The organism is Streptomyces sp. NPDC002779 (assembly GCF_042888685.1).
Classification (GTDB): Bacteria; Actinomycetota; Actinomycetes; order Streptomycetales; family Streptomycetaceae; genus Streptomyces.
In genome coordinates, this window is sequence record NZ_JBIAQC010000009.1 from 154,400 (window position 1) to 178,623 (window position 24,224).

Genomic DNA, 24,224 nt, shown 5'->3' on the forward strand with positions numbered 1-24,224 from the left:
CCCACGTTCCCATCTCGTGCGGCGGGCCGGAGGTCACCGGCCCTGCGTCAGCGCTTGGTCGTGTCCGTCGGCTCGGTGACCGGGCGCGAGCTGGTCACGTCGCCGGGCGAGGCCTGGATGACGCGCTGGGCGGGGGGCTGCTCGTCGTTGTTCGGCGGGTCGGCCGGGGCGGGGGTCTTGCCCTCGTCCTTCATGGCCTTGGCCTCGCTCTTGAGGATGCGGGCGGACTTGCCGAGCGACCGAGCCATGTCCGGAAGCTTCTTCGCGCCGAACAGCAGGATGATGACGACGAGGATGAGAATGATCTCGGGAGCGCCGAGCCTTCCGAACATAAGTCTTTACCTTCTCACCGAGGCGGCTTTGGGTGGGATGCTGTCCGATCGGTCGGACACGCGTCCGAAGGATCGTGCTGACAGCGATCGTAACGCTCAGGGGTGAACGTGAGGCAATCCCCGTGCGTACTCCCGGTCCGCGGTCCGGGCCTCGTTCTCCGGGCCGCGACCAGCAGCGTACCTGGCGCTGGTGGCAAGTTGACAGGGCGAAGTGGCCCAAAACGCATGCGGCTCAGGACTCACACCGGGTTCTCAGCCGGACTCACAGGGAGTCCACAGCCCGCGCGGTGCTGACCGCGGCCCGTTCCAGATCCTCCGCCGCCCTGTTGATGCGCCGCGCGGAGTCGGCGACCTGCCTGCCGAGGCGCTGGGCCTCCAGGAAGACCCGCACCGCGAGCACACCGAGAACGGCGAGACCCAGGAAACCCACAGCGATCGCGAACATCGGCCAGAACATGACGCCGAGCCTAGAGGGTCGAGTGCAGCCGCAGGGTACGGACCCCGCCGCCGGTGAGCAGCTCGACGATCCGCTCCCCGGCCGGCTTGCGCACGGACGCGCCGCACTCCGGGCAGGTGAAGGAGTAGAAGGTGGTACGGCTGGAGGCACCGATGGCCAGTCGCAGGGCGCTCGCGGCGAGCTCGAACCGCCCGCGGCAGTCCGGGCAGCCGGCCCTGAACCGCACCGGGGTCACGCTGCGCATCCCCGCGAACGCGGACGCCACCGACGCACCGGGCACCACGGAATCACTCATGCCCCTCCACCCCTTCTGACTGCTCGTACGCCTGGCGGGGCGCCCCCGGACGGTGCCGGGGCGCCCCTCCGGCTCACTCCCGGATGCCGTTGTCCTGCGTGCTCTGCGCCTCGACCCCGTCGTACGCGGCCAGCGCCTCCTGGGCCGCCCGGCGGGCGCTCTCGGCCAGCTCGGGCGGCGCGACGATACGGCCCTCACGGCCGAGCCGGAGCGCGAGGCGCTTCAGTGACGCCGGGTCGGGCGTCCGCAGACAGATACGCAGCCCGCCGTCCGGCAGCTCATCCGCACTGTCGTGCGGGTAGTACTCCGCGACCCACCGCCCGCCCGGTCCGACCTCGACGATGACCTCCGGATCCTCGGCGGCGGGCTGCACCAGCCCCTCCGAGAGGTCCCGCAGCTCGACCTCGGGCGGCGCGGACGGCTCGTCGAGGATCTTGATCTCGGCGACCCGGTCGAGCCGGAAGGTGCGGCGCGCCTCGGAGCGGCGGCACCAGGCCTCCACATAGGTGTGGCCCACGCTGACCAGGCGGATGGGGTCGATCTCGCGCTCGGTGACCTCGTCACGGGCCGGCGAGTAGTAGCGGATCCACAGGCGCCGGCGCTCCGAGATCGCCCGGTCGACGTCGGCGAAGACACCGCCCTCGGACTCGAAGGTCACCGAAAGGCGGGCGCTGGCCCCGGCGGCCTCGCCGGCCGCGGCCTCCACCTTGGCGGTGGCCCGCAGCAGCGCCTGCCGGTCGCCCTCGCGCAGACCGGGCAGCGTGGACACCGCGCGGGCGGCGACCAGCAGCGCCGTGGCCTCGTCGGAGGCGAGCCGCAGGGGCTCGGCGACATCGTCGGGGTTGTGCCACCAGATGCGCTCGCCGTCGGTGTCGATGTCCAGCAGATCGCCGCCGCGGAAGCTGGTGCCGCACATCGGCAGCACATCGAGGTCCGAGACCAGCTCGTCCTCGGTGATGCCGAAGGCGCGCGCGACGTCCTCGACCCGGGCGCCGGGCCGCTCCTTGAGATAGGTCACCAGGGAGAGCATCCGCCGGGTCTGATCGATGGCGTTCACTGGTCTGACCGGTTTGCCTGCCACAGTCCTCGTCCGCTCCCCCTCAGCCCTTGGCCACGGCACGCAGCCGGTCCATCACGTCGGCCCGCAGTTCGGCGGGCTCCAGCACGACGACATCGGGACCGAACTCCACCAGCCAGGCGTCCAGGCCGTGCCCGTACGGAATCTCCAACTCGTCCCAGCCGTCGCCGAGTTCCCGGACCCGGGTGGCTTTCGCCCGCAAGGGGTACCCGGCGCCGCTCCGCAGCCGGATCAGCGCGGAACGGTCCGCGGTCTCCCCCGCCCAGCCGGCGACGGTCTCCCGCACGGTGACGACATCCGGCACCGGGGCGGTGTACTTGCCGCCGCGCGAGCGGACCTTGCCGGTGATCCGGGAGAGCCGGAACACCCGCTCGGCGCCCCGGTCGCGGTCCCAGCCCGCCAGGTACCAGTGGCCGCGCCAGCACTCCAGCGCCCAGGGCTCGACATGCCGGGGCTCGGGGCGCGCGGCGGTGGCCTTGCGGTACTCGAAGACGACCGGGCGGCGGTCGCGGCAGGCCAGCATCAGCGGCTCGAAGGCGGCCTCGTGCACGGGGATCCGCGGCTCCAGCGCGCCATGGGCCTCGTAGGGGTCGACGTCCTCGGGCAACCCCGCCGCGCGCAGCTTATGCAGGGCACCGCTGGCCGCTCCGGCGAGCCGGACCTGCTGCCACACCTTGGCGGCGAGACCGAGGGCGGCGGCCTCCTCGGCGTCCAGGGTGATGGGCGGCAGCCGGTTGCTGTCCCGGCGGGCCAGATAGCCGACCTCACCGTCCAGGCTCTCCACGGTCTCGATGACCAGGCCGAGCTCACGCAGATCGTCCTTGTCCCGCTCGAACATGCGGTTGAAGGAGTCGTCCGAACCGGCTTCCAGATAGGCCTCGATGGACTCGCGCAGCTCGCGCTTGCTCAGCGGCCGCCGCGTCCCGAGCAGACACAGCGCCAGATTCATGAGCCGCTCGGCCTTGGCAATGGCCATCGATGCCCTTCGCCTTCCCTATGGTGCTTACGACCGATGACCGTACCGCTCCCAGGTGGCGCGGCAAAAGCCGAGGGCCCATGCCCGGACAGGCATGGGCCCCAGGTGATCGGGTCCGGTCGTACGACGATCAGACCCCGAGTGATCGGACGGCGAGTGATCAGACTCCCAGGAGGTCGACCACGAAGATCAGGGTCTCGCCCGGCTTGATCGCCGGCGTCGGGCTCTGGTTGCCGTAGGCGAGGTGCGCCGGGATGGTCAGCTGGCGGCGGCCGCCGACCTTCATGCCCTGCACGCCCTGGTCCCAGCCCTTGATGACGCGGCCGCCGCCGAGCGGGAAGCGGAACGGGGTACCGCGGTTCCAGCTGGCGTCGAACTCCTCGCCCGTGCTGAAGGCGACACCGACGTAGTGCACGGTGACGGTCTGGCCGGCCTGGGCCACCTCGCCGTCGCCCTCCCAGATGTCCTTGATCTCGAGGTCCGCCGGCGGCTCGCCACCCGGGAAGTCGATCTCCGGCTTGTCGATGCTCACGTGTTCAGCTCCATGCTTGTGGTGTAGAGACAACGGTCACAGTCTTACATCCCTCGCGGGGTCACATCTTCGCCAGGATGTCGACCGAGAAGACAAGCGTGGAGTCCTTCTTGATGCCGCTGCCCTGCGGCGGATTGTCGCCGTAACCGAGGTCCGGCGGGATGACGATGAGGACGCGGCTGCCGACCTTCTTGCCGGTCAGGCCCTGCGCCCAGCCCTTGACGACCTGCTGGAGCGAGAAGGAGGCGAGCTGCTTGTTGGTGTACGTGGCGTCGAACTCCTTGCCGTCCTCCCACAGCACGCCCTTGTACTGCACCAGCACGCTGTCCTCGGCGCCGACCTTCTCGCCGTCACCCTCCAGGACGTAGCTCGCCACCAGCTTGGTCGGCGCGTCGGTGTCCGGTACCTCGATGGAGGGCGCCTTGCCGTCGGTGTCGGTGCCGACCTTGGGCAGGTCCACGTTGTCCTGCGCGACCTCGGTGCCCTTGGCGGAGCTCTTGGCGTTGAAGGTGCCCTGCACATCCACCACGAAGACCAGCGTGTCGGTGCCCTTGATGCCCGCCTGGCTGTTGCCCTGCGTGCCGTAGCCCCAGGTCGGGGGGACGGCCATCTGGACGCGGCTGCCGACCTTCTTGCCCGCCAGGGCGTAGCGCCAGCCGTCGATGATGCTGCCCTTGGCGAGCTGGATGACCAGCGGGGTCTTGCGGTCGTAGGAGTTGTCGAAGACCTTCGCCGTGGCCCAGACCTGGCCGAGGTAGTGGGCCTGGACGTAGTCGTTCTCCGCGACGGTGCCGCCGTTGCCCGCGATCACCGTCTTCACGGCGAGGTCCTTCGACGGGTCGCCGCTGCCCTTGGCGATGGTCGGCTTCTCGCCGAGCTTCGCGCCCGCGGTGATCGCCGGCAGCGGGCCGTCCACGATCTTCGGCGACGGCGCGGCCGAGGTCTCGGGGGCCGAGGGCGACGCGCTGTCGCTCGCCTCGCTCGATCCGGAATCCTCGTCCCCGCATGCGGCGAGCGTGGCGAGTCCGGCGGGTACGGCAATGAGAAGTGAGCGTCGGCGCACGGTGGGGGCCTCGTAATCGGTCGATCTTGTAGATGGCGTGCGCGCAACTCTACGGCGTGAGAAGGGCGCCGTACGGGAAACGTACGGCGCCCGTGTTGCGTTCCGGCACAGGGGCCGAAACGCGTTGCTCACATACCGGCGATCAGTTTCTCCACCCGGTCGTCCACGGAACGGAACGGGTCCTTGCACAACACGGTGCGCTGGGCCTGGTCGTTGAGCTTGAGGTGGACCCAGTCGACGGTGAAGTCCCGGCGCTGTTCCTGGGCCCTGCGGATGAAGTCGCCGCGCAGCCGGGCCCGAGTGGTCTGCGGCGGAACGGACTTGCCTTCGAAGATCTTCAAGTCGTTGCAGATCCGGGCTGCTTGACCCTTCTTCTCCAGCAGGTAGTACAGGCCCCGGCGGCGGTGGATGTCGTGGTAGGCGAGGTCTATCTGCGCGACCCGCGGATGCGACATGGTCATGTTGTTCTTGGCGCGGTAGCGCTCGATGAGCTTGTACTTCATGACCCAGTCGATCTCGGTGCCGATGCGGTCGAGGTCCTCGGACTCGATCGAGTCCAGGGTGCGGCCCCACAGCTCCAGCACCTGCTCGACGGTGCCGGTGCGGATCCCGCGGCGCTCGCAGAAGTCCACGGCCTTCTCGAAGTACTCCCGCTGCACCTCCAGCGCGGAGGCCTCCCGGCCACTGGCCAGCCGCACCTTGCGCCGGCCCGTGATGTCATGGCTGACCTCGCGGATCGCCCGGATCGGGTTCTCCAGGGTCAGGTCCCGCATCACCGTGCCCGCCTCGATCATGCGCAGCACCAGGTCGGTGGCGCCGACCTTGAGCAGCATGGTCGTCTCGGACATGTTCGAGTCGCCCACGATGACGTGCAGCCGTCGATAGCGCTCGGCGTCCGCGTGCGGTTCGTCGCGGGTGTTGATGATGGGCCGGGAGCGGGTCGTCGCCGAAGAGACGCCCTCCCAGATGTGCTCGGCGCGCTGGCTCACGCAGTACACGGCCCCGCGCGGGGTCTGCAGCACCTTGCCGGCCCCGCACAGCAGCTGGCGCGTGACCAGGAACGGAATGAGGATGTCCGCGAGCCGGGAGAACTCCCCGTGCCGGGCGACGAGATAGTTCTCGTGGCACCCGTAGGAGTTGCCGGCCGAGTCGGTGTTGTTCTTGAAGAGGTAGACGTCGCCCGCGATTCCTTCCTCGTGCAGGCGTCGTTCTGCGTCTACCAGTAGCCCTTCCAGAATGCGTTCGCCGGCCTTGTCGTGGGTGACCAGCTCGGTCACGTTGTCACATTCGGGTGTCGCGTATTCCGGATGTGAGCCCACGTCGAGATAGAGGCGGGCGCCGTTCCGCAGAAAGACATTGCTGCTGCGGCCCCATGACACGACACGGCGGAAGAGGTACCGCGCCACCTCGTCAGGCGACAGGCGGCGCTGTCCCCTGAACGTGCACGTGACGCCGTACTCGTTCTCCAGCCCGAAAATGCGGCGGTCCATGACTGAACATTACGCCCGATCCCCTGTGCTGAAACGGGGTTCGACGGCACGGTTTGGATCATTTTCCGATGAAGCCGCAATGACCGCTCCCGGCCCGGACGCCGCGAGGACCCGCCCGGTGGCCAGCAGGACCAGCAGCGACACGCCTCCCGCGGCCCCCGGAACGGCGAAGCCCCACAGGGCCCCACCGGCCTCGACGACCGGACCCGTCAGCCCTGTTCCGACCGACGCGCCGACGGTGAACGTGGTCACCAGCCAGGAGAACGCCTCGGTGACCGTCCCGCGGGGGGCGTGCCGGTCGACGAGCACAAACGCACAAGCGATGCAGGGCGCCAGGAACACACCCGACAGCAGCGTCAGCAGCACCATGGGGACCGTGCCCGGCATCAGCATCAGCGGCAGGTAACACACCGCCAGAAGGGCCGTCAGGACCGTCAGTCGCCGCGCGGGCTCACCGGCCCACTGCCGGGCCCCGTACACGGTGCCGCCGATCAGCGCGCCCAGCCCCAGCGCCGCCATCAGCCAGCCGTACACCGCGTCACCGCCGTGGTCGTCCGCGTACGACACGGACGCGACCGTGATGGAGCCCAGCGCGATGCCCACGAACAGGAAAGCGGCCAGCAGCGCCAGCAGTCCGGGCGAGCGCAGCGCGCCCAGCCAGTGCGCCTCACGCGGCGCCGAACGCCACGCGCGCGAGGGCGGCGAGACGACCACGGAGAGCGCCCCGAGCACACCGATGACGTTCAGCACGAGCAGCGCCGTCTGGGCGGACCACAGCGCCGTGCACAGCGTGACCAGCAACGGTCCGACCGTGAACATGACTTCCTGCGCCACGGCGTCCATGGCGTACGCCGTGTGCACCTGGCCCTCCTTGGGCAGGACCGAGGACCACAGCGCCCGCAGTCCGCCCTCCAGCGGCGGCGTGAACAGTCCGGCGGCCGCGACCGCCGCGTAGGCGAGCGGCAGCGGTCCGATGCCCGCGAAGGCGAACACGGCCATCGCGAGCGCGGAGACGACCGCGGACGGCAGCTGCACCCGCGGCTGCCCGTGCAGATCGACCAGCCTGCCGAGCAGCGGCTGCCCTGCGGCGTTGGCGACACCGTAGACCGCCGCCAGCACCCCGGCGAGGCTGTAGCTGCCGCCCTCGGCACGGACGAACAGCACGATCGCGATGGCGGCGGTGGCGTTCGGCAGCCGTCCCACCAGCGTGCCGACGAGCAGGCGCGTGGCGTGCCTCGCCCTGAGGATCTCCAGGTATCCCGCAGCCATGTTCGCCCACTCCTCGCCGTGACCCATGAGGTTTTACGTATAACGTCCTTCGTCATACGTACCATGTGCGCTGTTCACACGTCCAGACGAAAGCGCAGGCCCACGGTGGTACGAGGCAGTACGCGCCCCACGAGCCGTGACGTCGCCCAGGCCGCCGGCGTCTCGCAGGCCGCGGTCTCCCTCGTGCTCGGCGACAAATGGCGCGGCCGGGTCTCCGAGGCCACCGCGGAACGGGTCCGGGAGGCCGCCCGCGACCTCGGTTACCGGCCCAACCTGGCCGCCCGCAATCTCCGCCTGGGCCGCACCCGCACGGTCCTGCTGGTCGTCCCCGCGCTCACCACCGAGTTCTTCGCCGGTGTCTACACCGGCGCCGCCCGGGTCGCCGCCGCGCACGGCTTCGGCGTCGTCCTGTACCCCTCCCCGGAGGGCATCGGCCCCGCCCGCGACCCCTTCGCCTCCGCCCAGGCCGCCCTCGACGGTGTCATCGCCTCCTCCATGGCCGCCGACGCCCTCACCGCCATCCGCGGCGACCAGCTGCCCCTGGTGATGCTCGACAGCGACCCGGCCGGCAGCCTCGGCGCGGCCACCGTCAACCTCGACATCGCCGACGCCGTACGCCAGGTCGCCGAGCACCTGCTGGGCCTCGGCCACCGCCGCTTCCTGCACCTGGCCGCGGACGTGCCCTCCTGGACCTTCGAGGTCCGCGCCCGGGAACTGCACGCGCGCGTGGCCGCCGTCCCGGGCACCGAACTGACCACCGCCCGGGCACCCATCTCGATCGAGGACGCTCAGCGCGCCGCCGAGACCGCCCTCGCCACGCCCGGCCCCCGCCCCACCGCTCTGATCTGCGACGACGACAAACTTGCCGCCGGTGCCTACAAGGCCGCCCGGCGCCTGGGCCTGCGCGTCCCCGAGGACCTCTCGGTCACCGGCCTGGACGACCTCGCCCTGGCCACCGCCATCGACCCGGAGCTGACGACCGTACGCCTGGACGCCGAGCTGTTCGGGGAACGCGGCATGCGAGCCCTGCTGGCCGTCCTGGAGGGCCGTGAGCCCGAGGCGGGCGACATCCCCGTGGAACTGGTCGTACGGGGCTCCACGGCCCCGCCGCGCGCCTCCTGAGACGCCTGTGCCCCGGCCGAGGGATCGGCCGGGGCGGGTACCGCGGGGTCAGGCGGGTGGGATCAGCCGGGCGGGGTCACTCCTCGTCGGTGTCGTCCGGGCCGTCCGCGCTCTCGGCCTCGGTGGACGCGCCGCCGACCTCCAGCAGCCGGCCGAGCTGACGGCCGACGATGCGCTTGAACTTGCGCTGCTGCGGACGTGTCCGGTCCAGCACCGCGACCTCGAGCCGCTCGGTGGGGATCTCCCGCTGCGAGCCGTTGGACTCCCGGGACAGCGCCTGCACGGCCAGCTTCAGCGCCTCCGCCAGCGTCATGCCGTCCTGGTGACGCTGGTCCAGGTAGGTGCTGATCAGCTCGGCGTTGCCGCCGACGGCCACCGAGCCGTGCTCGTCGACGATCGAGCCGTCGTGCGGCAGCCGGTAGATCTGGTCGCCCTCGGGCGTCTCCCCGACCTCCGCGACGACGAGCTCCACCTCGTACGGCTTCTCCGCCGCGGACGAGAAGATCGTGCCCAGCGTCTGGGCGTAGACGTTGGCCAGACCGCGCGCGGTCACGTCGTCCCGGTCGTAGGTGTAGCCACGGAGGTCGGCGTACCGGACGCCGCCGATCCGCAGGTTCTCGTACTCGTTGTACTTGCCGGCGGCCGCGAAGCCGATCCGGTCGTAGATCTCGCTGAACTTGTGCAGCGCGCGGGACGGGTTCTCGCCGACGAACACGATGCCGTCGGCGTACTGCAGCACGACCAGGCTGCGACCGCGTGCGATGCCCTTGCGGGCGTACTCCGCCCGGTCGGCCATGGCCTGCTGGGGGGAGACATAGAACGGCGTCGACACCGGTTATCCGTCCCTTTCTGTCGGAGTCACAGGATCACCTTGATAAGACCGGACCGCCGCCTACAGCAGCGCGGCCCGCGGGCCGTCGGGCTGCTCCAGGCGCCGCTCCAGGATCGAGCGGGCGATCTCGGAGGACTCCTGATCGGTCAGCCGGCGGAAGCCGTCCTCGGTGATCACGGTGACGATCGGGTAGATCCGGCGGGCGACATCGGGACCACCGGTCGCCGAGTCGTCGTCTGCCGCGTCGTACAGGGCCTGCACCACCAGGGTGGTGGCCTCGTCCTCGGTCAGGTCGCTGCGGAAGAGCTTCTTCATGGCACCGCGAGCGAAGATCGAACCGGAGCCGGTGGCCGCGTAGCCCTGCTCCTCGGAACGGCCGCCGGTCACGTCGTAGGAGAAGATGCGGCCCTTGCCGCGGTCCACGTCGAAGCCCGCGAAGAGCGGCACGACGGCCAGGCCCTGCATGGCCATGCCCAGGTTGGAGCGGATCATGGTCGACAGCCGGTTCGCCTTGCCCTCCAGCGACAGCTGGGCGCCCTCGACCTTCTCGAAGTGCTCCAGCTCCAGCTGGAACAGCTTCACCATCTCGACGGCGAGACCGGCGGTGCCGGCGATGCCGACGGCCGAGTACTCGTCGGCGGGGAAGACCTTCTCGATGTCGCGCTGGGCGATGACATTCCCCATCGTCGCCCGCCTGTCACCGGCGAGCACGACACCCCCGGGGAACGTGGCGGCCACGATGGTTGTCCCGTGCGGCGCCTCGATCACGCCCTGCACGGGCGGCAGTTGACGCTTGCCGGGCAGCATTTCGGGCTGATGCTCGGAGAGAAAGTCCATGAAGGACGAGGACCCAGGCGTCAGGAAGGCAGCTGGTAGACGCCCGGTGCTACGAGTGTTGGCTTCCACGCGATTCCTTCCAAGTAAGCGGCGGCCCGGCGGACGGCGTCGGGGTCGTCTCCCAACTTGCCGATGGCCGAATTGCAGTTGAAGCACAGTACGCCACGGACCCTACCCGTCTTGTGGCAGTGATCCACATGAACGGCCGGAGCCTTCAGACAGATCACACAGAGCCCCATCTGAGAGGCGACCATCGCGTCGCGTTCGGCTTCGGTGAGGCCGTAGTGGCGCTTCAGGTGGCCTGCGCGCCCCTCGACGGCTCGACACGCCTTGCAGCGCGTCGATAACCCGTCCGAGGCCGTTGCATTGCGGTGCCACTCGCTCCACGGCTTGACCTCACCGCACTTGAGACAGAGCTTGTGCCCCTCGGGCACGCCCACCTTGGGGCGCACCTTCCGCCCCAAGCTCAGCTGCTGTTGCCGGTGATAGTCCGATGCGCAATCCCGACAGTGGTGCTGCAGACCGTCCAGATTGGAACGCTTGCGAGCGAAGGCTGCGTACGGCTTGTCCTCGCCACACCGCACGCAGCGCTTGCCGCCCTCTTCATTCGCCAATTCGATCCCCATTTACCTTCGATTCGAAGGCTACTGGCCGCCTTTCTGAACGAATGACCGAACGAAGTCCTCGGCGTTCTCCTCCAAGACGTCGTCGATCTCGTCCAGGACGGAGTCGACGTCGTCGCTCAGCTTCTCCTGCCGCTCCTTGAGGTCCTCGGAAGCCTGGGCCTCTGCGGCCTGCTCCTCGACCTCCTCGGTGGAGCGTGTGGCCTTCTGCTGTCCGCCGCCGGTGTCCTTGGTTGCCATAACCCTCACCCCGCTCAGTTCGCCCGACATGGTCGCCAGGTCGACATTCCTGCCGATCGGTGATGATCAGACCCTACAAGCCCGGTCTGACATCGGCCCCGCACTTTCCACAACGTGCGGGGGCCACCTCGATGATTCCCGGACGGCGGCTTTTCCACCCTGCCCGGCTGCCTCGCCCCGGGTACCCGCTCAGCCGCCGGACAGCACCTTGACCAGGTCTTCCGCGGTGCGGCAGCGGTCCAGCAGCTCCTTGACGTGATTACGCGTTCCGCGAAGCGGTTCGAGGGTTGGGACCCGCTGGAGGGAGTCCCGGCCCGGCAGATCGAAGATCACCGAGTCCCAGGATGCCGCGGCGACGTCGTCGGCGTACTGCTCCAGGCAGCGGCCGCGGAAGTACGCGCGCGTGTCCTCCGGCGGCTTGGTGCGGGCCCGGTCGACGTCGGCCTCGTCCAGCAGCCGCTTCATCCGCCCGCGGGCCACGAGACGGTTGTAGAGGCCCTTCTCGGCGCGTACGTCGGCGTACTGGAGGTCGACCAGGTGGAGCCGGGCGGCGTCCCAGTCGAGGGTGTCCCGGCGCCGGTAGCCCTCCATGAGCTCCCGCTTGGCGACCCAGTCCAGCTCGCCGGCCAGGCTCATGGGGTCGTTCTCCAGGCGGTTGAGGGTGTCCTCCCACCTGGCCAGGACGTCCTTGGTCTGGTCGTCGGCGTCGGCCCCGAAGCGTTCCTCGACGTACTTGCGGGACAGCTCGTAGTACTCCATCTGGAGCTGGACCGCGGTGAGCGTCCGGCCGCTGCGGAGCTTGACCAGGCGCTTGAGGCCGGCGTCGTGGGAGACCTGGTGGAGGGTGCGCACGGGCTGGTCCACGGCCAGGTCGACGGCGATGAAGCCGTCCTCGATCATGGACAGCACCAGCGCCGTCGTACCCAGCTTCAGGTACGTGGAGATCTCCGAGAGGTTCGCGTCCCCGATGATCACGTGCAACCGGCGGTACTTCTCGGCGTCGGCGTGCGGCTCGTCGCGGGTGTTGATGATCGGGCGCTTCAGCGTCGTCTCCAGGCCCACCTCGACCTCGAAGTAGTCCGCCCGCTGGCTGAGCTGGAAGCCGTGCTCGTGGCCGTCCTGGCCGATGCCGACGCGGCCCGCCCCGGCGAAGACCTGGCGGGAGACGAAGAAGGGCGTGAGGTGGCGCACGATGTCCGAGAAGGGGGTCTCCCGCTTCATCAGGTAGTTCTCGTGCGTGCCGTAGGAGGCGCCCTTGTTGTCGGTGTTGTTCTTGTAGAGGTGGATCGGCTGGGCGCCCGGCAGCTGGGCGGCGCGTTCCGCGGCCTCGGCCATGATGCGCTCGCCCGCCTTGTCCCAGAGCACGGCGTCGCGCGGGTTGGTGACCTCCGGGGAGCTGTACTCGGGGTGGGCGTGGTCGACGTAGAGCCGCGCGCCGTTGGTGAGGATGACATTGGCCAGGCCGATGTCCTCGTCGGTGAGCTGGCTGGAGTCGGCGGCCTCGCGGGCGAGGTCGAAGCCTCGCGCGTCGCGCAGCGGATTCTCCTCCTCGAAGTCCCAGCGGGCCCGGCGGGCCCGGTGCATCGCCGCCGCGTAGGCGTTGACGATCTGGGATGAGGTGAGCATGGCATTGGCGTTGGGGTGACCGGGGACGGAGATCCCGTACTCCGTCTCGATGCCCATTACTCGCCGTACGGTCATGCGGCCCTCCTTGCCCGGCGGCGCCCTCGGTCGGGGGCGCTGCTCAAGTACCGCTGGCGCTCCGGTGCGTGTGCGGTGCCCGTCCCCGCACTGCGCGACTCGGCGGTACGGAAGAGCCTAGAACGCCTTTGCGCTGGTGGGGAGATCATTTGCGTCATTCCCTGCTCCGGTCGTGGCCGCAAAAACAGTCGGCTGCGGGTACCCGCTGAGGGCACCCGCAGCCGCCCTGTGTTTTACAGGTACTGACCGGTGTTCGCCACCGTGTCGATGGAGCGTCCGGTGTCCGCGCCCTGCTTTCCGGTGATCAGGGTGCGGATGTAGACGATCCGCTCGCCCTTCTTGCCGGAGATGCGGGCCCAGTCGTCCGGGTTGGTGGTGTTCGGCAGGTCCTCGTTCTCCTTGAACTCGTCCACGCAAGCCTGGAGGAGGTGGGAGACGCGCAGGCCCTTCTGGTTGTGCTCCAGGAAGTCCTTGATCGCCATTTTCTTGGCGCGCCCGACGATGTTCTCGATCATGGCGCCGGAGTTGAAGTCCTTGAAATAGAGGACTTCCTTGTCTCCGTTGGCGTAGGTGACTTCCAGGAAGCGGTTCTCCTCGGATTCGGCGTACATCTGTTCCACCGCGGTCTGGATCATGCCCTGGACCGTGGCACCCCGGTCGCCGCCGTGCTCCCCGACGTCCTCGGGGTGCAGCGGAAGGCGCTCGGTGAGGTACTTCTGGAAGATGTCCTTGGCCGCTTCGGCGTCCGGACGCTCGATCTTGATCTTCACATCGAGCCGGCCGGGACGCAGGATGGCGGGGTCGATCATGTCCTCGCGGTTGGAGGCACCGATCACGACCACGTTCTGGAGGCCTTCCACACCGTCGATCTCGGCGAGGAGCTGCGGGACGATGGTGTTCTCCACGTCCGAGCTGACACCGGAGCCGCGGGTGCGGAAGAGGGACTCCATCTCGTCGAAGAAGACGATGACGGGGGTACCCTCGCTGGCCTTCTCACGGGCACGCTGGAAGACCAGGCGGATCTGCCGCTCGGTCTCGCCGACGTACTTGTTGAGGAGCTCGGGGCCCTTGATGTTGAGGAAGAAGCTCTTGCCGGTGGCCTGGCCGGTGACCTCGGCGACCTTTTTGGCCAGCGAGTTGGCGACCGCCTTGGCGATGAGCGTCTTGCCGCATCCGGGAGGCCCGTAGAGCAGCACGCCCTTGGGCGGGCGCAGTTCGTGCTCCTTGAACAGGTCCGGGTAGAGGTACGGAAGCTCGACCGCGTCGCGGATCATCTCGATCTGGTTGCCCAGACCGCCGATCTGCTCGTAGCCGATGTCCGGGACCTCTTCGAGGACCAGTTCCTCGACCTCGCTCTTGGGGACCACCTCGTAGACGTAGCCGGAGCGGGGTTCGAGCAGCAGGGCGTCGCCGGGACGGATGGTGACGTCCAGCAGCGGCTCCGCGAGCCGCACCACCCGTTCCTCGTCGGTGTGCCCCAGTACCAGGGCGCGCTCGCCGTCCTCCAGGATCTCCTTGAGGGTGACGATGTCCCCGACGCGCTCGTACTCCATGGCCTCGACCACGTTGAGCGCTTCGTTGAGCATGACTTCCTGGCCGCGGCGCAGGTCGTCGAGTTCGACGCTTGGGCTGACGTTCACCCGGAGTTTGCGTCCTCCGGTGAAGATGTCGGCGGTGCCGTCCTCGTTCGCCGTGAGGAAGACACCGAAGCCGGCCGGCGGCTGTGCGAGCCGGTCGACTTCTTCCTTGAGGGCCACGATCTGGTCGCGGGCCTCACGGAGCGTGTTGGCGAGTCGCTCGTTCTGGGCGGACACGCCGGCCAGGTTGGTCTGCAGCTCGACGATCCGCTCTTCGAGAATCCTCGTGTGTCGCGGAGAGTCGGCGAGCTTACGTCGCAGGACGGCGATCTCCTGCTCAAGGTAGGCGATCTGCCCGGCAGGGTCTTCGGACCCTCGTCCCGGGCGGATGCCGCGGTTCATGTCGTCGTCGTGGGCTGCCACGGTCCTCACCTCCTCCAAGGGGAGCTGGACGCTTCCAGACCCTACCTGGGTGGGTGTCGATTGAAACCCCTAGATCACAAAGACTGTCAAGGTGTGTCGTCGGCCACACCCTGAGCTGTTCTCACGCCGTGTGGATACCCACTCAACGTCTTTCGGAAGCGGCCTGTTCCGGGCCGGAGTGGTCAAACACCGTCAAGTTTGGCTGGAGTTGCGGGTCGGAGGCACGGAGAGAGCCGCCGCGGGGCCGGTCGGGGCCGCATATGGCGGGGCCGAATCCGGTGACCCGGGTCCGTGACCCTGGGTGCCCGTGCGGGCGGGTCGGGTGACGATCGGGCGGCGGTCGACCGGCGGTGGAGCGGAGGTAGGGTCGAAGTCGGTCAACGGCCGCCGGTGCGGGCCCGTCCCGCCAGGGGGCCGGTCGGACGGCGTGGGAAACGGCAGGAGACATGGACGTGGAGCTGGAGGCCGGGGTCGGCGAGGCGCTGGAGGTCTGGATCGATCAGGACCTCTGTACCGGCGACGGCATCTGTGCCCAGTACGCGCCCGAGGTGTTCGAACTGGACATCGACGGCCTCGCCTATGTGAAGAGCGCGGACGACGAGCTCCTCCAGGACAAGGGCGCCACGACCCGGGTGCCGCTGCCGCTGCTCACGGATGTCGTGGACTCGGCCAAGGAGTGTCCCGGCGAGTGCATCCATGTCCGCCGGGTCGCGGACCGGGTCGAGGTGTACGGGCCCGACGCGCCGTGACGCGCCGGGCGCCGAGGGTCGTCAGACGCTCTGGGCGCCGGCCGGGGTGGAGCGGGCGAACGCGCCGTCGTCCCACTGCCATTTCGCGCGGTCGGTGACGTCGGGGCAGCAACTGGGCACGTCGGCCGTCGAGTAGCCGAGCAGGGTGGCGGTGACGGCCCCCTCGCGTACGGCGAACTCGCTGACGGTCTGGCGGTCCTTCGGGTCGACGAGGGTCGCCACCACCCGGGGCCGCTCGCTGCCGGTCCCGCGCGTGAGGACGTAGACGCCGTCCGGCGGGGTGCCCATGGGGGCGTCGCAGTGCACGACGACCACGGTCTCGGGGCGGCCGTCGCCATCGAGGTCCCCCGACGCCTTCTTGACCACGATCGCCTTCACCGGGCCGCATTCGAGCGGGAAGTCGACGCCTTCGGGGTCGGGTGCCGCGACGGCGGCGGGGGCGGTCCTGGACTGCGGGCCCGCCGCCTGGGCGGCGTTGGCCGCGTCCGGTTGCAGGACCGACGAGAGCGCCACGACAGCGGCCAGGGCGGTGGCGGTCGCGAGCCAGTGGATCGGACGGGTGTGGGTGTGGGCCAGTTCCGGGACGGCGGAGTGCTGCACTAGGGGTGTCTCCCGCGAGGGCTGTGCCGGTGGGGGGGGTGCCAGGCATGGTGCCACACGTCACACCACGGGGGAACGGCGGGGGTGTGCCGTTCCGGTGACGAAATGGGGACCACGGATGGCGGGCCGTCAGCACAACGGCGCCGCGGTGGAGTTCCCAGTGCTCCAGGGGAACTCGACCACGGCGCCGATACGTTGTACGCGGCGGGGGGCCACCCTCAGCGGCCGGAGCCGCCGTCGGCGTTGGGTCCCGCGTAGTCCTCGCCGTAGGCGCCCTTGGCGGGGCGGCGGCGGCGCATGGGCGGCTCGACACCGTCGGCGAGGCGGCGGGCGGTGAGCAGGAAGCCGGTGTGGCCGATCATCCGGTGGTCCGGGCGGACGGCCAGGCCCTCGACGTGCCAGTTGCGGATCATCGACTCCCACGCGGTCGGCTCGTTGAAGCAGCCGATCTCGCGGATGGACTCGACGGTCCGGGCGAGCTGGGTGGTGGTGGCGACGTAGCAGCACAGGATGCCGCCGGGGACGAGCGCCTTCTTGACGACGTCCAGGCACTCCCAGGGGGCGAGCATGTCGAGGATGACCCGGTCGACGTCGGTGTCGGACAGGTTGTCCTGGAGGTCGCCGACGGTGAGCTGCCAGGCGGGGTGGGGGCCGCCGAAGTAGCGCTCCACGTTCTGCCGGGCGATGTCGGCGAAGTCCTCGCGGCGCTCGTAGGAGTGCAGCATGCCCTGGTCGCCGATGGCGCGCAGCAGGAAGCTGCTGAGCGAGCCGGAGCCGACACCGGCCTCGACGACGCGGGCGCCGGGGAAGATGTCGGCGAACGCGAGGATCTGCCCCGCGTCCTTCGGGTAGACGACGGCTGCCCCGCGGGGCATGGACAGGACGTAGTCGGGGAGCAGGGGGCGCAGCGCGAGGTAGGCGACGTTCCCGGTGGTGCGGACAACGCTGCCCTCGGGAGCGCCGATCAGTTCGTCGTGCGGGAAGGAACCCTTGTGGGTGTGGAAATTCTTCCCGGCCTCGAGCGTGAACGTGTAGTGGCGGCCCTTGGGGTCGGTCAGCTGAACCTGGTCCCCGACCTTGAAGGGCCCGCGCCTGCGGGCGGCACCGGTCGGTTCGGACATGTGAACAGACTACCGGGGTTTACCGGGCCCGCCGACCATCAGGAAGGCCGGGCCATCGCCTTCACGAAGGCCCGCTCCACGTCCGCCGCCGACAGCACGCCGTAGATCTCCCCCGTCTCCTCGACCACCAGGTACTCGGTGGCCGGAGTCGCCCGGAGGGCCTCCAGCAGCTCCTCCCCCGACAGTTCCGCGGAGACCCGCATGCCCTCGGTGAGGTCCTGGGCGAGGCCGCCGACGGCGACCCAGGGGCGCCGGTGTTCGGGGACGCCGACGATGGCGGCCTCGCGGACCAGGGAGAGCGGGGTGCCGTCGGCGTCGACCACGACGAGGGCGCGGGCCCCGGCGGTGTTGGCGCGGCGCAGGGCCTCCGAGAGGGGGGTGTCCGCCTCCACGGGGACCGCGCGGCGGGTCAGGGAGCGGGCGCGCAGTTCGGGCAGGTGTTCGCGCAGCCGGGCCATCCGGAGGCTGTTCCCGGCGCCGGTCCAGATGATCGCGGCGAGGATCGCGGCCAGCAGGGCGTCCATGACGGTGTCCATGCCGACGTTGTCCTCGGCGTTGGAACCGAGCGCTCCGGACTGGGTGAGCAGCGGGAGCCCGATCAGCACGGAGACGGCGAGCGCGCGGCCGACCCAGGCGGCGGCGACGGTGCCGCTCATCGGCTTCCCGGTGATCTTCCAGACGACGGCGCGGAGCATCCGGCCACCGTCCAGGGGGAGGCCGGGCAGGAGGTTGAAGGCGGCCACGATGAGGTTGGAGATCATCAGGCCGGCCAGCAGCACGCCGGGCACGGTGCCGGGCTCCACGGCCTGCATGGCGCCGTAGAAGAGGCCGGCCAGGATCAGGGAGAGCAGGGGGCCGACGAAGGCGAGGACGAACTCGCGGCCCGGGGTGTCGGACTCCTTCTCGATCTCGGAGACGCCGCCGAAGAACTGCAGCTGGATACGGCGGACCGGGAGCTTGAAGCGGAGGGCGGCGACGGTGTGCGCGAGTTCGTGCACGAGCACGGAGGCGTAGAAGGCGACCGCGAAGAAGAGGGAGACGAGATAGCGGGCGGCGCCGAGTTCGGGCAGTACCCGGTCGAGCTGGCCGCCGAACACCCAGGTGATCAGGGCGGCGACCAGGAACCAGCTGGGCGCGACGTACACCGGTACGCCGAAGGGGCGGCCCATCAGGAGGCCGCCGCGGGGCGCGGGGGGCTTGGGGGGCTTGCCGGCGCCGGAGTGGGCGAGGGGGCGGTCGGGCGCGGCGGGGCCCCGCTCGTCGGAGGGCGGGGTGTCGGTGGCGGTCCGCCGGGGCGGGTCCGCGTCCTTGCGCCGCGTCTCGTCCCCGGGGGCCTGGGGCGGGTCCGAGGGCTCCTGGGGGGCCGGGTTCGCGGGCGGGGTCGTCGGTGTTGCGTGGTGGCTGGCCGGCTCCTCGGTGCCGGGCCGCGGCTGCCCGCTCCCGCCGCTCTCGTCCACGGTGTCCCCTCGTTCGAAGCGTCTTCCACGCCTGCCGGGCGGAAGGGTCTCTGGTCGATGGTATGCGTCCGGCGCGATGCGATCCGCCCCGGCACCCCCTGTGTTCGCGTGACGCCGCTCGGGTGACTGTCAGTGCCGGGCCGTAAGGTCTGTGGGCATGGAGACGAGCACGGAGGACGGGGAGCCGTCGGTGGCGGCCGAGGCCCCTACGGCATCGCAGGCGCAGGGTGTGGCGGACGGCGGGCGGGCCGTGCCGCTCGCCATAGTGCCAGCCTCGCTGTCGCCCTCGCGTGCGGGTGACTTCATGCAGTGCCCGTTGCTGTACCGGTTCCGGGTGATCGACCGGCTGCCCGAGAAGCCCAGCGAGGCGGCGACCCGGGGCACGCTGGTGCACGCGGTGCTGGAGCGGCTCTTCGACGCCCCGGCCGCCGAGCGGACCGCGCCCCGCGCCAAGTCGCTGATCCCGGGGCAGTGGGACCGGCTGCGCGAGTCCCGGCCGGAGGTCCAGGAGCTGTTCGCCGAGGATCCGGAGGGCGAGCGGCTCGCGCGGTGGCTCGACCAGGCCGAGCAGCTGGTCGAGCGGTGGTTCACGCTGGAGGATCCGACCCGGCTGGAACCGGCCGAGCGCGAGCTGTTCGTCGAGGCCGAGCTGGATTCCGGGCTGCGGCTGCGCGGCATCATCGACCGGGTCGACGTGGCGCCGTCCGGCGAGGTGCGGATCGTCGACTACAAGACGGGCAAGGCGCCCCGGCCGGAGTACGCCGAGGGCGCGCTGTTCCAGATGAAGTTCTACGCCCTGGTGGTGTGGCGGCTGAAGAACGTCGTGCCGCGCCGGCTCCAGCTGGTGTATCTCGGCAGCGGTGACGTCCTGACGTACGACCCGGTGCTCGCCGACCTGGAGCGGGTGGAGCGCAAGCTGCTGGCGCTGTGGGAGGCGATCCGCACCGCGACCGAGACCGGCGACTGGCGGCCGAGGCCGACCAAGCTGTGCGGCTGGTGCGACCACCAGGAACACTGCCCGGAATTCGGCGGCACTCCCCCGCCCTACCCGCTGCCGATCCGGGGGGCGGCCGAAGATGCGGGTGGCGTCCCCCGGCAAGCACAACCGACTGCCGGTCAGGGGCCCACGGCGGTTCGGGGCCGTCCCCGGGAAGCACAGCCCGCCGCCGATGAGGGCGGCTCACGCGGTTCGGGGGGCGTCTCCCGGGAAGCACAAGCCGCTGCCGGTCAGGGCGGCTGAAAAGGAACCGGTCAGGGCGGCGGAGTCGGGTGAGCGCGCGCAGGGCAGAATGGGGCCGGACTAGCGAAGGAGACTTACGTGGCCATCCGCGTCCTACTGGTCGACGACCAGCCGCTGCTGCGTACCGGCTTCCGGATGATCCTGGAGGCGGAGCAGGATCTCGCGGTCGTGGGCGAGGCCGGAGACGGCCTTCAGGCACTCGACCAGGTGCGGGCACTGCAGCCCGATGTGGTTCTGATGGACATCCGCATGCCGCGGATGGACGGGGTGGAGGCGACCCGGCAGATCACCGGCCCCGGGCGGGACGGCCCGGCCAAGGTGCTGGTGCTGACCACCTTCGACCTCGACGAGTATGTGGTGGAGGCGCTGAAGGCGGGCGCCAGCGGCTTCCTGCTGAAGGACGCCCCCGCCAATGAGCTGGTGCAGGCCATCCGGGTGGTGGCCGGGGGCGAGGCGATGCTGGCACCGAGCATCACGCGTCGGCTGCTCGACAAGTACGCCACGCATCTGCCGTCCGGCGAGGAGCCCGTCCCGGACACCCTGCACACCCTCACCGACCGCGAGGTGGAGGTGCTGAAGCTGGTGGCGCGCGGGCTGTCCAACGCCGAGATCGCCGCCGATCTGTTCGTCAGCGAGACCACGGTCAAGACGCATGTCGGGCACGTGCTCACCAAACTGGGCCTGCGCGACCGGGTGCAGGCCGCGGTGTACGCGTACGAGAGCGGGCTGGTGCGCCCCGGCGCGCAGTAGGGACCGACGCGAGGGCGCCCGCTTCCCCGGAAGGAAGCGGGCGCCCTCGCGCGTGTGCGGGCTCAGCCCTTGCTGAGCTCCCAGAAGCGGAACACCGTGGAGGCGTCGAGGCAGTACTCCAGGCCGTACACGCCGTCGTGGACGACCGCGTACTGCTTGGCCTGCCAGATGGGCAGGACGGGGAGCTCCGCGGCCACGATGTCCTGGAGCCGGCCATAGTCGTCCTCGGTCGCGGTGCGGTCGCTCTGGGCGCCGGTGCGCGGGATCAGCGTGCCGGTGATGGTGTCGTTGCTGTAGTTGTTGCCCAGCACGTTGCCCTCGCCGAAGAAGGGCGACGTGAAGTTGTCGGCGTCCGGGTAGTCCGGCACCCAGCCCTTGACGTACACGCCGTACTTGCCGGCGGCGATGTCCTTCTCGTACTGCTCGTACGCGACGGACTTCACCTCGGCGTCGAACAGGCCGCTGGCGTTGAGCTGCCCGGCGATCGCCTTCAGCTCCTCGTCGGTGGCCGGGCCGTAGCGCGACGGGGTCGACCACAGCGTCAGCTTCACCTTGCCGGTGATGCCGTCGGCCTGCAGGGCCGCCGCGGCCTTGGCCTTGGAGGGGCGGGCGCCGTAGGTGTCGAAGAAGGCGGTGTTGTGGCCGCCGATGCCCGCCGGGATGATCGAGTACAGCGGGGTCGCGGTGCCCTGGTACACGTCCTCGACAAGGGCCTCGCGGTCGAGCAGGTAGGCCATGGCCCTGCGGACGCCGAGCCGGCCGGCGACCGGGTCGTCCATGTTGAAGACCAGGTGCTGTACCTCGGCGCCGGTGCCGTCGACGATCTCGACGCCGGAGCTGGAGCTGTCGTCGGCCTTCTCGATCTCGGCGATGTCGGCGGCGCTGAGACCTCGGTAGGCGATGTCGATCTGCTTCTCGCGCAGCGCGGTCCGCAGGGCGGTCCGGTCGCCGTGGAAGAACTTCATGGTGACGCCGGAGTTCTTGGTCTCGGCGTTGCCGGTGTAGTGCTCGTTGACGGAGAAGGCGGCCTCGTCGTCGCTGAAGGAGTCCAGCTTGTAGGGGCCGGAGCCGACGGCCTCGCCGTCCTCGCGCAGTCCGCCCGCGTCGTACTGGCGGTGGTCGACGATGGAGCCGGCGCCCGAGGCGATCTTGCTCGGGAAGGTGGCGTCCGGGGTGTTCAGCCGGAAGACGACCGTCTTCTCGTCCGGGGTCTCGACCTTCTCCAGCATCGGGAACATGATCGCCGGACCGGCGTCGTCGTTGATCTTCAGCATGCGGTCGAAGGAGAACTTGACGTCCTTCGAGGTGAGCGGGTCACCGTTGCTGAACTTCAGCCCGTCCTTCAGCGTGCACTCGTAGACCTTGGTCCGGGTGTCGGTGAAGGCGCAGGATTCGGCGGCGTCCGGCTCGGGGTCGGTGCCGCCCTTGGGGAAGCTGAGCAGGGACTGGAAGACGTTGTTGAACAACAGCCAGGAGCCCGGGTCGTAGCCGGACGCCGGGTCGGTGGCCAGGACGTCGTCGGACATCCCTATCACCACCGAGGAGCTGTCGCTCGCGGAGCCGCCGGTCTCCGTGCCGCAGCCGGTCAGCAGGCCGGAGGCCAGCCCCGCCATCACAGGCAGGACCGGCCACTGGTTGCGCATGTTCACGTGCAGGTGCCTTGTCGTCGTGTCGGACATCGCGGGCCGCCGTCCCGGCGTCCCGGCACGGGATACGTCAGCCGCTCACGCCGCGGCCGAGCTCCCACAGCTGAAGGGTGGAGGAGGAGTTGAGCGCGTAGGCGGTGCCCGTGACGTCGTCGCGCGCGGCGACGTACTGCTTGCCCTGCCACAGCGGGATCACCGGGACGTCCTCGGCGACGATGTCCTGAATGCTCGTCAGGCTGTCGACCGCGGACTGCCGGTCGGCCTCACGACGGGACTCCGGGATGAGGGAGTTGCGGATCTCGCTGTTCGCGTACGGCGAGCCGAGGAAGTTGTCCTTGTCGAGGAACGGCGCGATGTAGTTGTCGGCGTCCGGGAAGTCGGGGAACCAGCCCATGCCGTAGACCTCGTACTCGCCCTTCTGCTCGGCGGGGCGGAAGGTCTCCCAGGGGGTGCCCTTGATCTTCACGTCGAACAGACCGCTGGAGTTCAGCTGCTCCTTCAGCAGCTCGAACTCCTTCTTCGTGGCCGAGCCGTAGTGGTCGGTGGTGTAGTGCAGCGTCATCGACACCGGCGTGCTGACGTTCGCCTTGGCCAGCAGCGCCTTGGCCTTGGCGGTGCTGGGCTCGCCGTACTTGTTGAAGAAGGCGTTGGAGTGGCCGGTCAGGCTGGCCGGGACCAGCGAGTACAGCGGCTCGGCCTGGGTGCCGTAGACCTTGCTGACCAGTTCGCCGCGGTTGATGACCTGGGCCATCGCCTGGCGGACCGCCTTGCTCTCGACGGCCGGGGCATCGGTGTTGAAGGCGAGGTAGCGGATCTCCAGGCCGGACATCTCGACCAGGTCGACCGTGCTGTCGGAGGCCGTGGACAGCCGCTGGATCTGGTCCGGCGACATCGTGCGGGACATCAGGTGGATGTCGCCCTGCTCGATGGCGCTGCTCATGGCGTCGGCGTCGGCGAAGGAGCGCAGCTCGACCTCGTCGTTGTTCACCGTCAGGGCGCCCTTGTAGGAGGGGTTCTTGGTGAACACGGCCTTGACCAGCTTGCCGTCCTCCTCCTCGGCCGCGAAGGTGTACGGCCCCGAGCCGTCGACCTGGAAGCCGTCGCGGAGCTTGCCGGCCTCGTAGTCGTCCGGGTCCACGATGCCCGCGACGGGCGTGGACAGCTTGTACGGGAAGGTGGCGTCGGCGGTGTTCAGATGGAAGATGACCTCGCGCTCGCCCTGGGTCTCCACGGTGTCGACGGTCGACAGCAGCGCGGAGACCCCGCTGTCCGCCTTGAGCTTGAGGGCGCGCTCGATGGAGTACTTCACATCGGCGGCGGTGACCGTGTCGCCGCCTGCGAACTTCAGCCCCTCGCGCAGGGTGCAGGCGTAGCGCTCGTTGCCGGTGTCGGTGAAGCCGCAGCGCTCGGCCGCCTCGGGGACCGGCTCGCCCTCGCCGCGCGGCTGGATCATGAGGGTCTGCACGGTCTGGCGCAGGATGTTCCAGGTGCCGACGTCGTAGGCGTACGCCGGGTCCAGCGGCGCGGGTGCCTCGCTCGTGGCGGTGAACTCGTCCGTGGTACCGACGACGATCGCGTCCCCACCGCCGCTGCCGCTGTCCGATCCGCCGCAGGCGGCGAGGACCGGGGCGAGCAGACCGATGACGGCCGGCAGCACCAAAGTCTTGCGGTTCATGCTCGAGTTTCTCCAGAGCTGTCTCGTCCGTGTACCCGGCATGCAGGGGTGTCGCGGCGGATCACGGCGATAGGGGGTGATGTTCTCGCGATGAGATTAGTCGGCGTCCCGAGGACGCCTCGCGCCCACCGGAGTTGAG

Annotated in this window: 24 protein-coding genes; 4 read left to right on the plus strand and 20 right to left on the minus strand. The window is 69.8% G+C overall.

Annotation, left to right across the window (positions count from 1 at the left end; all coding sequences use genetic code 11):
• Positions 1–47: 47 nt before the first annotated feature.
• From tatA to ACFYW5_RS25340, 9 genes are all read right to left on the minus strand, one after another.
• The gene (gene tatA, locus ACFYW5_RS25300; RefSeq protein WP_250077621.1) at positions 48–332 is read right to left on the minus strand and encodes a Sec-independent protein translocase subunit TatA; all 285 of its coding nucleotides are present in this window, start codon (positions 330–332) and stop codon (positions 48–50) included.
• A gap of 262 nt (positions 333–594) precedes the next feature.
• Complete coding sequence (locus tag ACFYW5_RS25305) at positions 595–789, minus strand: hypothetical protein (protein WP_389419354.1); 195 nt, start codon at positions 787–789, stop codon at positions 595–597.
• A gap of 10 nt (positions 790–799) precedes the next feature.
• Entirely contained in the window at positions 800–1,084 is a 285-nt protein-coding gene (locus ACFYW5_RS25310; protein ID WP_389419355.1) for a hypothetical protein, read from the minus strand.
• Positions 1,085–1,157: 73 nt separating this feature from the next.
• On the minus strand, positions 1,158–2,165 hold the full coding sequence (locus ACFYW5_RS25315) for a helix-turn-helix transcriptional regulator (RefSeq protein ID WP_389419356.1): 1,008 nt from the start codon (positions 2,163–2,165) through the stop codon (positions 1,158–1,160).
• A 19-nt stretch (positions 2,166–2,184) separates the two neighbouring features.
• A complete protein-coding gene (locus ACFYW5_RS25320; RefSeq protein WP_389419357.1) occupies positions 2,185–3,138 on the minus strand; it encodes a helix-turn-helix transcriptional regulator in 954 nt (317 codons plus the stop codon).
• Between the two features lie 160 nt (positions 3,139–3,298).
• The gene (locus ACFYW5_RS25325; protein ID WP_030835713.1) at positions 3,299–3,670 is read right to left on the minus strand and encodes an FKBP-type peptidyl-prolyl cis-trans isomerase; all 372 of its coding nucleotides are present in this window, start codon (positions 3,668–3,670) and stop codon (positions 3,299–3,301) included.
• A gap of 61 nt (positions 3,671–3,731) precedes the next feature.
• A complete protein-coding gene (locus ACFYW5_RS25330; protein WP_389419358.1) occupies positions 3,732–4,733 on the minus strand; it encodes an FKBP-type peptidyl-prolyl cis-trans isomerase in 1,002 nt (333 codons plus the stop codon).
• Positions 4,734–4,861: 128 nt separating this feature from the next.
• Complete coding sequence (pafA, locus tag ACFYW5_RS25335; protein WP_389419359.1) at positions 4,862–6,223, minus strand: Pup--protein ligase; 1,362 nt, start codon at positions 6,221–6,223, stop codon at positions 4,862–4,864.
• A 9-nt stretch (positions 6,224–6,232) separates the two neighbouring features.
• Positions 6,233–7,492, minus strand: coding sequence for an MFS transporter (locus ACFYW5_RS25340; RefSeq protein WP_389419360.1), 1,260 nt, complete (start codon positions 7,490–7,492; stop codon positions 6,233–6,235).
• A 105-nt stretch (positions 7,493–7,597) separates the two neighbouring features.
• On the opposite strand from ACFYW5_RS25340, the gene ACFYW5_RS25345 reads away from it, so the two are divergent.
• Positions 7,598–8,614: a LacI family DNA-binding transcriptional regulator gene (locus ACFYW5_RS25345; RefSeq protein ID WP_389419361.1), complete on the plus strand. Its 1,017-nt coding sequence runs from the start codon at positions 7,598–7,600 to the stop codon at positions 8,612–8,614.
• Between the two features lie 76 nt (positions 8,615–8,690).
• Here ACFYW5_RS25345 and prcA read toward each other — a convergent pair whose 3' ends face one another.
• The 6 genes from prcA to arc form a co-directional block, all read right to left on the minus strand.
• On the minus strand, positions 8,691–9,446 hold the full coding sequence (prcA, locus tag ACFYW5_RS25350; RefSeq protein ID WP_389419362.1) for a proteasome subunit alpha: 756 nt from the start codon (positions 9,444–9,446) through the stop codon (positions 8,691–8,693).
• Between the two features lie 60 nt (positions 9,447–9,506).
• Positions 9,507–10,352, minus strand: a complete 846-nt coding sequence (prcB, locus tag ACFYW5_RS25355) for a proteasome subunit beta (RefSeq protein ID WP_389419363.1) — start codon at positions 10,350–10,352, stop codon at positions 9,507–9,509.
• Positions 10,304–10,909 (minus strand): endonuclease VII domain-containing protein, encoded by a 606-nt coding sequence (locus ACFYW5_RS25360; protein WP_389419364.1) that lies wholly within the window; start codon positions 10,907–10,909, stop codon positions 10,304–10,306. The genes prcB and ACFYW5_RS25360 overlap by 49 nt, the downstream gene beginning before the upstream one ends.
• An 18-nt stretch (positions 10,910–10,927) precedes the next feature.
• The gene (locus ACFYW5_RS25365; RefSeq protein WP_030244016.1) at positions 10,928–11,146 is read right to left on the minus strand and encodes a ubiquitin-like protein Pup; all 219 of its coding nucleotides are present in this window, start codon (positions 11,144–11,146) and stop codon (positions 10,928–10,930) included.
• A 189-nt stretch (positions 11,147–11,335) separates the two neighbouring features.
• Positions 11,336–12,847, minus strand: a complete 1,512-nt coding sequence (gene dop / locus ACFYW5_RS25370; RefSeq protein ID WP_389419365.1) for a depupylase/deamidase Dop — start codon at positions 12,845–12,847, stop codon at positions 11,336–11,338.
• A 233-nt stretch (positions 12,848–13,080) separates the two neighbouring features.
• On the minus strand, positions 13,081–14,847 hold the full coding sequence (gene arc / locus ACFYW5_RS25375) for a proteasome ATPase (RefSeq protein WP_389419366.1): 1,767 nt from the start codon (positions 14,845–14,847) through the stop codon (positions 13,081–13,083).
• A 446-nt stretch (positions 14,848–15,293) separates the two neighbouring features.
• Between arc and ACFYW5_RS25380 the strand changes: the two genes are divergently transcribed.
• Entirely contained in the window at positions 15,294–15,596 is a 303-nt protein-coding gene (locus ACFYW5_RS25380) for a ferredoxin (protein ID WP_389419367.1), read from the plus strand.
• A 21-nt stretch (positions 15,597–15,617) separates the two neighbouring features.
• Here ACFYW5_RS25380 and ACFYW5_RS25385 read toward each other — a convergent pair whose 3' ends face one another.
• The 3 genes from ACFYW5_RS25385 to ACFYW5_RS25395 form a co-directional block, all read right to left on the minus strand.
• The gene (locus tag ACFYW5_RS25385; protein WP_389419368.1) at positions 15,618–16,196 is read right to left on the minus strand and encodes a hypothetical protein; all 579 of its coding nucleotides are present in this window, start codon (positions 16,194–16,196) and stop codon (positions 15,618–15,620) included.
• A 218-nt stretch (positions 16,197–16,414) separates the two neighbouring features.
• Positions 16,415–17,317 (minus strand): tRNA (adenine-N1)-methyltransferase, encoded by a 903-nt coding sequence (locus tag ACFYW5_RS25390; RefSeq protein ID WP_389419369.1) that lies wholly within the window; start codon positions 17,315–17,317, stop codon positions 16,415–16,417.
• 38 nt (positions 17,318–17,355) lie between these two features.
• Positions 17,356–18,774, minus strand: coding sequence for a site-2 protease family protein (locus ACFYW5_RS25395; protein WP_389419370.1), 1,419 nt, complete (start codon positions 18,772–18,774; stop codon positions 17,356–17,358).
• Positions 18,775–18,931: 157 nt separating this feature from the next.
• Between ACFYW5_RS25395 and ACFYW5_RS25400 the strand changes: the two genes are divergently transcribed.
• Together ACFYW5_RS25400 and ACFYW5_RS25405 are read left to right on the plus strand one after the other, a co-directional pair.
• Entirely contained in the window at positions 18,932–20,014 is a 1,083-nt protein-coding gene (locus ACFYW5_RS25400) for a RecB family exonuclease (RefSeq protein ID WP_389419371.1), read from the plus strand.
• A 78-nt stretch (positions 20,015–20,092) separates the two neighbouring features.
• The gene (locus ACFYW5_RS25405; protein WP_389419372.1) at positions 20,093–20,764 is read left to right on the plus strand and encodes a response regulator; all 672 of its coding nucleotides are present in this window, start codon (positions 20,093–20,095) and stop codon (positions 20,762–20,764) included.
• Between the two features lie 62 nt (positions 20,765–20,826).
• On the opposite strand, the gene ACFYW5_RS25410 is transcribed toward ACFYW5_RS25405, so the two are convergent.
• Complete coding sequence (locus ACFYW5_RS25410) at positions 20,827–22,413, minus strand: ABC transporter substrate-binding protein (protein ID WP_389419373.1); 1,587 nt, start codon at positions 22,411–22,413, stop codon at positions 20,827–20,829.
• 67 nt (positions 22,414–22,480) lie between these two features.
• Entirely contained in the window at positions 22,481–24,085 is a 1,605-nt protein-coding gene (locus tag ACFYW5_RS25415) for an ABC transporter substrate-binding protein (protein ID WP_389419374.1), read from the minus strand.
• Positions 24,086–24,224: the final 139 nt, after the last annotated feature.

Bases quoted from the DNA above. Each gene is read 5' to 3' on its own strand.
- ACFYW5_RS25390 (WP_389419369.1), bottom strand. From the start codon at position 17,317: ATGTCCGAACCGACCGGTGCCGCCCGCAGGCGCGGGCCCTTCAAGGTC.
- pafA (WP_389419359.1), bottom strand. From the start codon at position 6,223: ATGGACCGCCGCATTTTCGGGCTGGAGAACGAGTACGGCGTCACGTGC.
- ACFYW5_RS25310 (WP_389419355.1), bottom strand. From the start codon at position 1,084: ATGAGTGATTCCGTGGTGCCCGGTGCGTCGGTGGCGTCCGCGTTCGCG.
- ACFYW5_RS25320 (WP_389419357.1), bottom strand. From the start codon at position 3,138: ATGGCCATTGCCAAGGCCGAGCGGCTCATGAATCTGGCGCTGTGTCTG.
- ACFYW5_RS25305 (WP_389419354.1), bottom strand. From the start codon at position 789: ATGTTCTGGCCGATGTTCGCGATCGCTGTGGGTTTCCTGGGTCTCGCC.
- tatA (WP_250077621.1), bottom strand. From the start codon at position 332: ATGTTCGGAAGGCTCGGCGCTCCCGAGATCATTCTCATCCTCGTCGTC.
- ACFYW5_RS25360 (WP_389419364.1), bottom strand. From the start codon at position 10,909: ATGGGGATCGAATTGGCGAATGAAGAGGGCGGCAAGCGCTGCGTGCGG.
- dop (WP_389419365.1), bottom strand. From the start codon at position 12,847: ATGACCGTACGGCGAGTAATGGGCATCGAGACGGAGTACGGGATCTCC.
- ACFYW5_RS25415 (WP_389419374.1), bottom strand. From the start codon at position 24,085: ATGAACCGCAAGACTTTGGTGCTGCCGGCCGTCATCGGTCTGCTCGCC.
- ACFYW5_RS25365 (WP_030244016.1), bottom strand. From the start codon at position 11,146: ATGGCAACCAAGGACACCGGCGGCGGACAGCAGAAGGCCACACGCTCC.
- ACFYW5_RS25400 (WP_389419371.1), top strand. From the start codon at position 18,932: ATGGAGACGAGCACGGAGGACGGGGAGCCGTCGGTGGCGGCCGAGGCC.
- ACFYW5_RS25340 (WP_389419360.1), bottom strand. From the start codon at position 7,492: ATGGCTGCGGGATACCTGGAGATCCTCAGGGCGAGGCACGCCACGCGC.
- ACFYW5_RS25380 (WP_389419367.1), top strand. From the start codon at position 15,294: ATGGACGTGGAGCTGGAGGCCGGGGTCGGCGAGGCGCTGGAGGTCTGG.